Source organism: Amycolatopsis regifaucium (genome assembly GCF_001613935.1).
Classification (GTDB): Bacteria; Actinomycetota; Actinomycetes; order Mycobacteriales; family Pseudonocardiaceae; genus Amycolatopsis; species Amycolatopsis regifaucium.
In genome coordinates this window covers 639,916-652,521 of sequence record NZ_LQCI01000003.1, presented here as the reverse complement: position 1 = coordinate 652,521, position 12,606 = coordinate 639,916, and the positions used below count along the sequence as shown (strand labels likewise).

Here is a 12,606-nt window from a genome sequence, read left to right as displayed (position 1 = left end):
ACACACTGGTCTGGTGAAGGGACGAGCGGTGACACGAGAAGGGGACACCCCGACGATCATCGACGGCGCGCGCCGTCAACCGCTCGAAGCCCTGCCCAAAGAGCTGGTCGAAGCCCTTCGCAGCGGCGAATTCCACCACGCGTTGCGGCAGGCGATCGCCTACCGAGGCCTCTCGCTGGCCCGGCTCCGCGCCCATCTCGGGCTTCGCGGCGTCCAAATCGGACAGTCGACGTTGAGCTACTGGCAGCGCGGGTTACGCCAGCCGGAGGTACCCAAGGCGCTGCCGGCGGTCCGGGCCCTGGAATCGGTGCTGCAGCTGCCTGCCGACGCGCTCGTCGTGCTGATCGGGCCGCGGACGGCGCGGGCGCGCGGGCATCAGATGGCCGCGTCGTTCCACGACATCCGTTCCGGTGACATGGGCTCGATCGTCGACCAGCTGCTGTCCGAACTCGGCGCGTACCCCTCGTCCAACCGCTACAACGCCGACCTCGAGATGCTTTCGGTGCACGACACGATCACCTTCGACGCCGCGCACCGGCAGGTCGGCCTGCAGACCCGGCTGGTGTGCCGGGCACGGCGGCACGGCCCGGACCGGTACGTCACGGTCTACAACGGCGACCCCGGCTGCAATATCGGCGACGTCGAGCTGATCACCGCGGAGGGTTGCCGGGTCGGCCGGATCCGGCGCAACGCCGACGCCGAGACGATGGCCACCGAACTGCTCTTCGACCGGAAGCTCGCCGAGGGCGAGATCCACGTGTTCTGCTTCGAGGTCCGCGACGACTCGGGCACCGCTTCGCCCGGCTACTTCCGGATGCTGCGGGATCAGTGCTCCAGTTACCTGGTACAGCTCAAGTTCGCGCTTGGCGCGCTGCCCGCCCGCTGCACCCGGCAGTTCCGGACCCGCGACGACGCCGTGCCCGTCGAGTCCGAGGAGCTGCCACTCGACATGGGCGGCGTGACCAGCGGGTACTTCAGCGACGCCGGGCCGGGGCTGGCAGGCATCGAGGTCGAGTGGCGCTAGCGCGTGCCGCCACCGTCCCGAACGTTGCTGGGTTGCGGACCGGTCAGAAGTCGCGGTAAACCCACTTCTCCGTGTGTCCTTGGCCCGCCCCCGGGGCGTCCAGGAAAACCTTGAGGAGGGTGGCGCCGCCTGGGACGTCCGCCGGAACCGGGACGTGGATCACGTGGTTCTTGTCGCAGTGCTGCTTCGAACTCCCGCTGCCGAGATAGTTGTTCTTCGCGTAGGAGTCGCCCCAGATGAAGCGGCAGCCGACAGCGTGCAGGGTTCCGTCGATGGTCACCGTCCTGTTGCTGAAGGTCACGGTGCCGTGGAGGACGCTGGCGCCGTACTCGACGTGCAGCTCCTTGGTGACGGATTCCGGTGCGGCCATGGCAGACGGCGCACCTGCGAGAACGAGCACGACGGCGGCCGCGCCGGCCGCCGCTGCGCGGAGTCGTCCGGTGCCGCTCCCGGCCGTCGGCTCGGGACGCGGTGTGGACCTCAGCATCGAGACCAAGGAAGTCCCCTCCTGTGTGGTCAAGCCGGAACCCGGCGATTCCGGGCTCCCAGCCCTACACGTCCGGCGCGGCGCCGTGGTTGCCGCCTGCCGACCCGCTTCACCCGAATGCGGCCCTGGCGCGCGCAATGAAAGGCCCCTTCATCGCAAAATTTGCGATGAAGGGGCCTTTCATTGCAGCGCTCAGTACCGGTAGTGATCCGTCTTGAACGGGCCTTCGACGTCCACGTCGATGTACTCGGCCTGCTCCTTGGTCAGCTTCGTGAGCTCACCGCCGAGCGCGTCGAGGTGGATCTTCGCGACCTTCTCGTCGAGCTTCTTCGGAAGGCGGAAGACCTCCTTGTCGTACTCCTCGTACTTGGTGAACAGCTCGATCTGCGCGATCACCTGGTTGGAGAAGCTGTTCGACATCACGAACGACGGGTGCCCGGTCGCGTTGCCCAGGTTCAGCAGGCGGCCTTCCGACAGCACGATGATGCTCTTGCCGTCCGGGAACACCCACTCGTCGACCTGCGGCTTGATGTTGATCCGCCGGATGCCCGGGTAGCGCTGGAGGCCGGCCATGTCGAGCTCGTTGTCGAAGTGGCCGATGTTGCCCAGGATCGCCTGGTGCTTCATCTGAGCCATGTGCTCGACGAGCACGACGTCCTTGTTGCCGGTGGTCGTGATGATGATGTCGGCTTCGCCGAGGACGTTCTCCAGCTTCTTGACCTGGTAGCCGTCCATCGCCGCCTGCAGCGCGCAGATCGGGTCGATCTCGGTGACGATCACGCGGGCGCCCTGGCCGCGCAGCGATTCCGCGGCACCCTTGCCGACGTCGCCGTAGCCGCAGACGACCGCGACCTTGCCGCCGATGAGGACGTCGGTGCCGCGGTTGATGCCGTCGATCAGCGAGTGCCGGATGCCGTAGCGGTTGTCGAACTTCGACTTGGTCACGGCGTCGTTCACGTTGATCGCCGGGAACAGCAGCTCACCGGCCGCGGCGAGCTGGTAGAGCCGCAGCACGCCGGTGGTGGTCTCCTCGGTGACCCCGCGGATGCCTTCGCCGATCTTGGTCCATTTGCCGGTGTCGGCCGCGACGGAGGCGCTCAGCAGCTGAAGGAACACGCGGAACTCGTCCGAGGTGTTCTCGTCCGGCGAGGGGACGACGCCCGCCTTCTCGAACTCGGTTCCCTTGTGCACCAGCATGGTGGCGTCGCCGCCGTCGTCGAGGATCATGTTGGGACCTTCGCCGTCCCAGGTCAGCATCTTTTCGGTGCACCACCAGTACTCCTCCAGCGACTCGCCCTTCCAGGCGAAGACCGGCACCCCCTTCGGCTCCTCGACGGTGCCGTGCGGGCCGACGACGACCGCCGCGGCGGCGTGGTCCTGCGTGGAGAAGATGTTGCACGAGGCCCAGCGCACCTCCGCACCCAGTGCGACGAGGGTCTCGATCAGCACCGCGGTCTGTACCGTCATGTGCAGCGAGCCCGAAACCCGGGCTCCCCGCAGGGGATACACCTCGGCGTACTCGCGGCGCAACGCCATCAGGCCAGGCATCTCGTGCTCGGCGAGGCGGATCTCCTTGCGGCCGAATTCGGCGGCCTCGAGATCGGCGACGGCGAACTCGATGCCGTTGCGGGTGTCGTGCCGCTTGGCAACGCTTTCGGGGGTCATATGCGCGCTTCCTCCAAGGTTGGATGACATCGGAACAGTACCGTTGTCGGCTCAGTCCCCACTGGAATGGTTTGGAGGCCTTCACCGTGGTCATGCCGGGTCCCGACACCCGCGTCGTCGAAATACGCGTACCCGGGCTGGTGGGCACGAGCGGTGAAAGCCTGCTGGATTCGACGTCGGTGGTCGACGTCGCGGGCGACGGGATCGGCAGGCTGATCCGGCCGTCGGACCGGCTGCGCCGTCCCGCTCCCGGTCCGGTGCTGCCCGCGCTCGGCCGTTCGATCCCGCGCATTCTCGAAGGCTACCTGTGGAGCGGGATGACCTCCGGGGGCGCGGCCAAGGCCACCTGGGCGCTGCTGTTCCCCTTCTCGCTGGCGAACGTCGCGCATTGGATGCTGCCGCCGGTCCCGGAAGGCAAGCGGTCCGCCGCGTTGCTCACCGCCGCTTGCCGCGGTGTGTTGCGGGTGGCTTCACTGCTGCTGACGATGCTGCTGATCAGCCAGCTCGCGGTGGTCTCGCTGGACCTGTTCGCCGCGCAATGCCTCGCCCCCGGCTCCGCCTGCCTGCCTGGCGCGCCGTCGTTCCTGCGCGATTTCGCGCCGCTGCGCGCCGCGATCGGCGTGCTGCCGCTGCTGGTGCTGATCTTCGTCCTCGACCGGATCCCGTCCTCGGACTGGCGATCACGGAACAGGCTGCACCGGGCCCACAGTTCGAGTCCGCTGCAGCCACAGGACCTGCCGCGGACGCCGGGTCTGCGCACGCTGCACACCGTCGCCGCGTTGACCTGTGTCGCGCTTCCGTTGCTCGGCGGGCCGTTCCGGCTGCCGACGGCGACCTTCGACCTGATCGTCTGGAGCTGCGCGCTGGCGCTCGTCGTCGCCGCGCTCGTGGCCTCGACGGTCGGTTTCTCGGCCGGCCCGATCGTCCGCGGCGGACTGATCGCGATCGCCGTCGCGCTGGTCGGGATCGCCGTCTTCCGCCGGACTCCGTTGCCCGCCGGGTTGTCGGGCGGCGGTCTCGGCGGAGCCGACGGGACGGTCGAAGCGCTCGGCGCGGCGATGGTCGCGGTGACCCTGCTGTTCGCGCTGATGCTGATCCCGGCGGCGTTGCTGGGCCGGTCGACCTGGAACCATCTGCCGCACCGGTTGCGGCCGTGGCTCGGCGGCTGGGCCGCGGCCCCGGTCCTCGCGCTCGCCGGGTTGCTCGGTGGCGGTTTCGGCGCGGGACTCGCGGTCGCGCTGCGGCGAGTGGTCGGGATGAACGATCTGCGCCTGCCCGACACCTACGTCCTGGTGACCGTGCTGTGGGGCGCCGGGCTCGCGCTCGCCGTCGTACTCGGTGTCCTCGGGTTCGCCGTCGCGGTGCCGCTGCGGCGGCTGCGGCGCGGCATCCCGAAGATCGTCGCGCTGATGGAGATCGGCAAGGCGCAGGAAGAGGAGGCCGCGCGCGTCTGGGCCCGTGCGTCGTGGGAACGCAAACATCTGCACCATCTCGCGCTCACCGTCGCGCTGGCGATGGCGGCGGGCGGTGGCGCGCTCCTGGTGGTGCGCTTCGGTTTCGGTCACCTGCCCGGCTGGTTCAAGCCGCTCTCGACGATCGGGGTGTTCGCGCTCGGCGCGCTGGCGGCGGGACTGCTGCGGGTCGTGTTCGCCGCCGCGACGACCCCCAAACGCAGCCGTCACCTCGGCGCGCTGGCCGATCTCGTGTGCTTCTGGCCGCGTGCCGCGCATCCGACCGTTCCGCCGAGTTACGCGCTCAAGGTCGTCCCGGAACTCGCGGACCGGGTCAAGGAACACCTCGCCGATCCGGGCACCCGGGTGGTGCTGTCCGGGTACAACCTCGGCAGCCTGCTCACTGTGCTCGCCGCGGCGCGGGTGGTCGCCGATCTCCCGCCGGAAGACCGCGACCGCGTCGGACTGCTGACCGCCGGTTCACCGCTGCAATGGGGCTATCAGCGGGCCTTCCCGGCGATGCTGCCGCAGGCACAACTCGCCGATCTGTACCAGGATCTCGACGGCCGCTGGCGGGCGCTGTGCCGCGGCACGGACATCTTCGGCGGCGGCGTCACGACGTGGCGGCACCGCGTGGTGGGCGGAAAACTGCTGGGCGACGGCTATCTGCCCGGCGGCGGGACGGGACCGCTGGCCGCCGAAGCCGACGACCAGGGCGTCCTCGTGCTCGGGGGCGACCATTGGCTGCCCGACCCGATGCGCGGGCCGACCGGGCGGCATCGCTGGGCACCCGGCGTGCTCAAGCACACGGACTACGTCGTCGACGCCGAGTGGGACAACGCCGTCGCGATGGCCGCCGGGCTCGGCCGTCCCCGCCCTACGAACCCTTGGGGCGAGCAAGGATCGCTCTTCGGCGACTTCCCCCAGATGCGCTGAAGGCCCCCTTCACCAGAAAGAGGGCCTTCAGGCATTAGCTAGCTTCAGTTGGCCTTGCGGCGCACGCGCAGCAGGACCAGGACGCCGGCACCGGCCAGTACCAGCAGGCCACCGGCCCACAGCAGCCAGGCGTTGTCGAAACCGGTGTCCGCGAGGCCGCCGCCGTTGCCACCGTTACCGCCGACGTTCGGGGCGGGAACCGCGGTGCTCGACGGAGCGGAGGAGGTCTCGGACGGCTTGTCCGTGGTGGTCGGCGCGCTCGTCGGCGGCTTGGCCGTCGTGGTCTTCGTCGGCTCGCTCGGCTTCGGCTGCTCGGTCGGCTTGGTCTTCTTCTCACCACAGGCGAACCAGTGGCTGATGTCGGCCTGCTTGCCGCCGCCGTTCATCGGCGAGCGCAGCTTCTCCCACGGCGGGGTCTCGGCGAGGCCGCGCTTGCCGGGCTCGTAGATGTTGTAGCCGTCGCCGCCCTTGACCACGATCGCGGTGACGGTGACGCCTTCGCCGACCGCGGTGATGTTGAGGTACTTGTCCTTCTCGGTGCCACCGGTGAAGGTCAGGTCCTTCGTCGAGATCTCGGTGCCCGGCAGCTTCGCCTTTTCACAGGTGCTGACGTTCTTCGGGGTCGGGATGGCGCGGGGGTCGTCGGTGTGGCACGCCAGCGCGGTGCCCGTGACACCGAGCAGGGCGGCGGTGGCCAGCGCGACGACGGTGGCGGCGGAGCGGACACGCCGCCCGGTGATGATCTGCATTCAGAGCTCTCCTGTACCGATCGGGGGACAAACGAGCAAAGCGTGGCGCCTCTTTCGAGGGATGAAGGTCGACTCGCAGTGCGTCTACACGAGCCCCGTTCACCCGTCAGGGGGAGACGAGAGACCGGACGCTATCGCACACCGATTTCACACCGAAACCGGGGCCCCGAACGGAGCGGCCCACCATCCACAAAGGAATGGTGGGCCGCCGAAACGAGAATGATCAGTCCGATACGGACGTCGGCACCTCGCCCTTGTTCTGCTTGCCGAGCAGCGAATGACGACGGCTGTAGGCGAAGTAGATGACGATGCCGAGCGCCATCCACGCCAGGAAGCGCAGCCAGGTGAGCACGGTCAGGTTCAGCATCAGCCAGACACAGGCGGCGATGGCCAGGATCGGGATCAGCGGAACCCACGGCACCCGGAAGGCACGGGGCAGGTCGGGCCGGGTCTTGCGCAGCACCAGCACCCCCGCGGAGACCAGAACGAAAGCGAACAGCGTCCCGACGTTGACCATTTCCTCGAGTTTGTCGGCCGGGAAGAACGTCGCCGCGACCGCGACCAGCCCGCCGACGACGATGGTCGCCCGCTTCGGCGTGCCGTGTTCCCCCGTCTTCGCCAGGCCTCGCGGCATCAGGCCGTCACGCGACATCGCGAAGATGATCCGGATCTGGCCGAGCATCAGGACCATGACGACGGTCGTCAGGCCGGCGAGGGCGCCGACGGAGATGATGTTGGCCGCCCAGTCGACACCGTTGGCCGCGAACGCCGACGCGAGCGTCTTCTTGCCGCCGTCACCGGCCGAAGTGGCGAGCTCCTTGTAGTTCACCATGCCGACGACCACGAGCGACACGGCGACGTAGAGCACCGTGACGATGGCGAGCGAGCCGAAAATGCCCCGGGGCACGGCCTTCTGCGGGTTGCGGGTCTCCTCGGCGGTGGTCGCGACGATGTCGAAGCCGATGAACGCGAAGAACACCAGCGACGCCGCGGCCAGCAGGCCGAAGACACCGAACGCGCTGCTGCCGCCCCCGGCGACCAGCGAGAACAGGGACTGGTCGACCCCGGTCGACGCCGATTCCCCGGCGGGCTGCGCGTCCGGGATGAACGGGGTGTAGTTCGACCCCTTGATGTAGAAGATGCCGAGCACGATCACGAACAGCACCACCGCGACCTTGATCCCGGTGATCACCATCGAGAACCGCGACGACAGCTTCGTGCCGACGGCGAGCAGCGTCGCCAGCACGAGCACCACGAGCAGGGCGCCCCAGTCGACCGGCACGGGGCCGATCTCGAACGTCGTCTTCGTGCCCTTGCCGAAGATGTAGGAAAGCACGGTTTCGAGGTAGGCGGACCAGCCCTTCGAGACCGCGGCCGCGCCGACGGCGAGTTCCAGGATGAGGTCCCAGCCGATGATCCACGCCATGAACTCGCCGAACGTGGCGTAGGAGAACGTGTACGCGCTCCCGGCCACCGGGACGGTCGACGCGAATTCCGCGTAGCAAAGGGCGGCCAGCGCGCAGGCGATCGCCGCGAAGACGAACGCGAGCGAGACGGACGGGCCCGCGAAGTCACCGGCCGTACGCGCGGTGAGTGTGAAGATCCCGGCGCCGATGACGACGGCGACACCGAAGACGGTCAGGTCCCACGCGCTCAGGTTCCGCCTGAGCTTGGTCCCCGGCTCGTCGGTGTCCGCGATGGACTGTTCGATGGATTTCGTACGCCACAGACCGTTTCCGGGCACCCTTGACCTCCTACACCTGACTGCGGTTCAAGGGACCCTATCGCCCGGTCGTGACGGCAGCGCGGTGGGAGAGCAACGAAGTACGAGGAGGCAGGGACGGTAACCGGCGGAGTACGGACAGTTGCTCCGGACGGCGGTCGCGGACGTCCGTGACCGCTCCCTCTCCCTTCCCCCTCTCCCCCTCCCCGGTGCAATGAAGGGGCCTTTCATCGCAAATTTTGCGATGAAAGGCCCCTTCATTGCACGCTTGGGGCGAGCGGGACTGGTCCGCTGGTTGCGAGTCGACGCCTGGTCGCGGGAGCCGGCAGGACCTTCAGGCTGTCGTCTGGCCTGTGGTGCGTCTGGCTGTCCGATAGCCAACGTCCGCTCTCAGGAGCCCCAGGACGAACCTCGTGCAATCGCACGCCTTGGGGCGAGCGGGACTCAGACCAGGGAGCGGTCCAGGTCCGGCTCCAGGTAGATCAGCTTCGCCGTCGGCACCTTCGCGCGCACACGCGCTTCGGCGTCGTCGATGGCCTGCGCGATATCGGCGGTGTCCAGTCCGGGCACCAAAGCGAGCTTCGCGGCCACCAGCATCTCGTCCGGGCCGATGTAGAGGGTGCGGATGTGGATGACCCGCTCGACCTTGCCCGCGGCCAGTTCGTCGACGATCGTGTCGAGGTCCGCCGGAGAAGCGCCTTCGCCGATCAGCAGGCTCTTCATCTCGATGATCAGGATGATCGCGATGATCCCGAGCAGCAGGCCGATCATGACGGTGCCGATGCCGTCCCACACCGGCTCGCCGGTGACGACGGAAAGGCCGACACCGATGAGCGCGAACACCAGGCCGAGCAGCGCGCCGGCGTCCTCCAGCAGGACCACCGGCAGTTCGGGGGTCTTGGCCTGGCGGATGAACGCCCACCAGCCCGCGTCGCCCTTGATCTTCTTCGACTCCTGGATCGCGGTGTAGAAGGAGTACGACTCCAGCCCGATCGCGACCACCAGGATGCCGACGGCCACCAGCGGCGAGGTCAGCGCCTCCGGCTCGCTGATCTTGTGGATGCCCTCCCACAGCGCGAACACCGAGCCGAGGCTGAAGAGCATCAGCGCGACGATGAACGAGTAGAAGTACCGGTCACGCCCGAACCCGAACGGATGCGTGCGGGTCGCCTTGCGCTGCGAGGTCTTATGGCCCAGCAGCAGCAGCCCCTGGTTCGAGGTGTCCGCGAGCGAGTGCACGGACTCGGCGAGCATCGAGGACGACCCCGTGATGAGGAAGCCGGTGAATTTCGCGGCCGCGATGCCGGCGTTCGCCACGAGCGCGGCGATGATCGCCTTGGTTCCGCCACCTGCAGACACGTGCAACTCCCCAATGGTGTCCCGATATGCCGGGTTCGAAGGCTAGCAGTGCAGATGAGCCCGTACACGGCGGGCGGGACAGGTCACAGAATTGTCGGACGCCCTCGCTAGTCTCGCCCCTCTCATGAGCTGGGGAGGTCGCCCGTGCCGCGATTCGGCGTGCTCGGACCGTTGACGATCGAGAGCCCGCACGGGCGGCGTACGACGCCGCGCGGCGATCATCAGCGCACCCTCCTGGCCGTCCTGCTGCTGAACGCGAACGCGTCCGTCCCGGTCGATGCCCTGGTCGAGACGCTCTGGCCGGAGACGCCGCCGAAGTCGTACGCCTCGAATCTGCACACCTACGTCTCCCGGCTGCGCGCGCGGATCGAGGGGCTGGAGATCGAGCGGGATCCGCACGGCTACCGGCTGGTGGTCGAGCCCGGCGACCTCGATCTGCTGTCCTTCCGCGAGGCCGCGGCCGCGGGGAAGGCCGCCGCGCGGGCCGGTGATCCGGCGGTGGCCGCCGGGCACTATCGCCGCGCGCTCGCGGAGTGGCGCGGGCCGGTCCTGTCCGGATTGCACGTTCCCCGGCTCGACGCGGACGTCGCGCGGCTCGAATCGGAACGTCTCGCCGCCTTCGAGGACTGTGTCGACGCCGAACTGTCCGACGGCAGGCACGGCGAACTCACCGGTGAACTCCAGGCGATGATCGCCGAACACCCGCTGCGCGAGCGGCTGGCCGCGCAGCTGATGATCGCGCTGCACCGCGCCGGGCGGCAGGCCGATTCGCTGGCCGTCTACCGCGACCTGCGTGCCACCCTCGTCGAGGAACTCGGCGTGGAACCCGGCGCCGAGGTCCGCCGCGTGCACGCCGCCGTGCTGCGCGGTGAGGATCCGGTGCCCGCCACCAAGGTGACGCCGGTCTTCCCGATCTGCCAGCTCCCGCCGGACATCGCGGATTTCGCCGGCCGCGAAGGCGAGATCGCGCGACTCTCCGGCGTGCTCGGCGACGGCATCGGCGTCCCGGTCGCGGTGATCACCGGCGAACCCGGTGCCGGCAAGTCCACGCTCGCGGTCAGCACGGCACATCGGCTCCGCCGGTCCTTTCCGGACGGTCAGCTGTTCGTCCCGCTGGCAGGCGCCTCCAGTCCGCGCGACCTCGCCGACGTCCTCGGCGACCTCTTGCGGGCGCTGGGGGTCACCGGCCCCGCCATCCCGGACGACGTCGAGGCGCGGGCGGCGGTCTACCGCGGGCGCCTCGCCGACCGGCGGGTCCTCGTGGTGCTCGACGACGCCGCCGGTCCGGATCAGGTCCGCGCGCTGCTGCCGGGAACGCCGGGCTGCGCCGTCCTGATCACCAGCAGGCAACGGCTTTCCGGGCTCGCCGGGGCGAATCGCCTCCACCTCGCCCCACTGTCCGGTGCCGAGGCGATGACCCTGCTGGCGCGGCTGGCCGGGCCGGATCGGGTAGGCGCCGCACGCGCGGACGCGGAGCGGATCGCCAAGGCCTGCGGCAATCTCCCGCTGGCACTGCGGATCGCGGGCAGCAGGCTCGCGATGCGGCCGGGGCTGCCGCTGGGCAAACTCGCCGCGAAGCTGGAGGACGAGGTCTCCCGCCTCGACGAACTGCGGGTCAGCGATCTTCAGGTCCGCGGCAGCATCGCGTTGAGCTACCGGGCCTTGAGCCCGGCCGCGCGGCGCGCGTTCCGGTTGATCGGCCGCTGCCGCACCCTCGATCTTCCCGCCTGGGCGGTGTCGACCCTCATCGACGACGAAGACGCGGACGAGGCCATCGACGAACTCGTCGAAGCCAGCCTGCTCGAAGCCACCGGCCTCGACCCGACGGGCGAACAGCGGTTCCGCGTGCACGACCTCGTGCGCGTCTTCGCCACCGAACTCGGCCGGGAACTGGAGACCCGCGCCGAGCGGGTGGTCACCGTCGCGAAGGTGTCGGACGCGGCGCTGTGCCTCGCCGACACGGCGGCCCGCCGCCTGCCGAGGACGGTGCCGATGCCGTTGTCGGATCAGGACCTGCCCGCGCAACCGCTCGCGGACGAACTGGTCGAGCGGCTGCTGCGCGACCCCGGGGCATGGTTCTCCGTGGAGCGGGCCAATCTGGTCACCGCCGTCTCGTCGTTGTGCGCCGTCGGCTGGCTGCGAAAAGCGTTGCGGATACTGGAAAGGTTGACCGCGTACCTGTACCTGCACAGCCACTACACCGATATGCGGACGGCGTACGAGACCCTGCGCGACGCCGCCCGCGAGGCGGGTGACAGGCATATCGTGGTCATCGCCGAAGCGAACTTGGCGGTATTGCTGCACGCTCGCGGCGAGTACGAACGCGCCGCCGAGGGTTACCGCGAATGCTCGAAGGAGCTGGCGGCTCTCGGCGACAGTTCCGCGCAGGCGTGGGTGGAGACGAACCTGGCGCATTGCCTCGTCGGCCTCGGCCGGGCGGGGGAATCCCTGCACGCCGCGACCCAGGCCCGCGCACTGTCCACTGTGGAGGAAACGGGACCGGGTGCGTACGCGCGGCACGCGGAGTCCGCCGCGTTGCACCGGCTCGGCAAGGTCGCCGAAGCGCTGGAGATCGACCGCAGAATCCTCGCGCACGCCCGCGAACGAGGTGACGATCGTCAGCTCGGCGTTGCCCTGCAAGGACTTTCGTGGTCGCTGATGCTCGACGGACGCTCGGAGGAAGCGCTGGAGACGATCGAGGAATCGGTCCGGGTGTTGCGCCGGACGACGGCGAAGTCCGCGCTGGCGAAGTCGTTGCGCACCCAGGGCGCCATCCTCGCGGGCGCCGGACGGCGGGCCGGCGCGGTGAAGGCCTACGAAAACGCGCGACAGCTGGCCGGCGCGCTCGAAGAACGGCCACGGGAGCTTTCGTGCACCCGCGCGATCGCGGCCAGCTGGATCGGCGACGGCCGGGCCGATCGCGCGATCCCCGTGCTGCGCCGGTGCCTCGACGAATTCCGGGCCATGGGCGGGAAACCCGCGACCGGCCTCACCCTGCACGTGCTGCGCCGGGCGTATGAGGCCGTCGGGGAGACGAAGGCGGCCGAGGCGGCGGGTGAAGAGGCGAAGCGATTGGAAGTCCCCCACGACGCCAACGCTTCGACCCTCGTCCGGTTGCTGTTGTCGCTCACCGAACCCGCCCCGGCCTGACCGGGGGGTGCCCGACCCCTCAGACGAGCACCACCCGGAAATCACCTAAGCGTGAGCCGCGG

The 12,606-nt window shown here is 69.2% G+C and carries 8 protein-coding genes; 3 read left to right on the top strand and 5 right to left on the bottom strand.

Features of this window, described 5'->3' with window-relative positions; all coding sequences use genetic code 11:
• Positions 1-28 precede the first annotated feature (28 nt).
• Positions 29-1,024, top strand: coding sequence for a hypothetical protein (locus AVL48_RS06870; RefSeq protein WP_061985966.1), 996 nt, complete (start codon positions 29-31; stop codon positions 1,022-1,024).
• 43 nt (positions 1,025-1,067) lie between these two features.
• Here AVL48_RS06870 and AVL48_RS06865 read toward each other — a convergent pair whose 3' ends face one another.
• Both AVL48_RS06865 and ahcY read right to left on the bottom strand, forming a co-directional pair.
• Positions 1,068-1,511, bottom strand: a complete 444-nt coding sequence (locus AVL48_RS06865; RefSeq protein WP_143104842.1) for a hypothetical protein — start codon at positions 1,509-1,511, stop codon at positions 1,068-1,070.
• A gap of 192 nt (positions 1,512-1,703) precedes the next feature.
• Positions 1,704-3,176, bottom strand: coding sequence for an adenosylhomocysteinase (gene ahcY / locus AVL48_RS06860; protein ID WP_061985970.1), 1,473 nt, complete (start codon positions 3,174-3,176; stop codon positions 1,704-1,706).
• Between the two features lie 92 nt (positions 3,177-3,268).
• On the opposite strand from ahcY, the gene AVL48_RS06855 reads away from it, so the two are divergent.
• Positions 3,269-5,563, top strand: a complete 2,295-nt coding sequence (locus AVL48_RS06855; RefSeq protein WP_061986068.1) for a hypothetical protein — start codon at positions 3,269-3,271, stop codon at positions 5,561-5,563.
• Positions 5,564-5,607: 44 nt separating this feature from the next.
• Here AVL48_RS06855 and AVL48_RS06850 read toward each other — a convergent pair whose 3' ends face one another.
• The 3 genes from AVL48_RS06850 to AVL48_RS06840 form a co-directional block, all read right to left on the bottom strand.
• Positions 5,608-6,312: an LPXTG cell wall anchor domain-containing protein gene (locus AVL48_RS06850; protein WP_061985972.1), complete on the bottom strand. Its 705-nt coding sequence runs from the start codon at positions 6,310-6,312 to the stop codon at positions 5,608-5,610.
• Positions 6,313-6,535: 223 nt separating this feature from the next.
• On the bottom strand, positions 6,536-8,056 hold the full coding sequence (locus tag AVL48_RS06845; RefSeq protein WP_061985974.1) for an amino acid permease: 1,521 nt from the start codon (positions 8,054-8,056) through the stop codon (positions 6,536-6,538).
• A 423-nt stretch (positions 8,057-8,479) separates the two neighbouring features.
• The gene (locus AVL48_RS06840; protein WP_061985976.1) at positions 8,480-9,394 is read right to left on the bottom strand and encodes a cation diffusion facilitator family transporter; all 915 of its coding nucleotides are present in this window, start codon (positions 9,392-9,394) and stop codon (positions 8,480-8,482) included.
• Positions 9,395-9,538: 144 nt separating this feature from the next.
• On the opposite strand from AVL48_RS06840, the gene AVL48_RS06835 reads away from it, so the two are divergent.
• Positions 9,539-12,544 carry an AfsR/SARP family transcriptional regulator gene (locus tag AVL48_RS06835; RefSeq protein WP_061985978.1) on the top strand — a complete coding sequence of 1,002 codons (3,006 nt, stop codon included), beginning with the start codon at positions 9,539-9,541 and terminating at the stop codon, positions 12,542-12,544.
• Positions 12,545-12,606 lie beyond the last annotated feature (62 nt).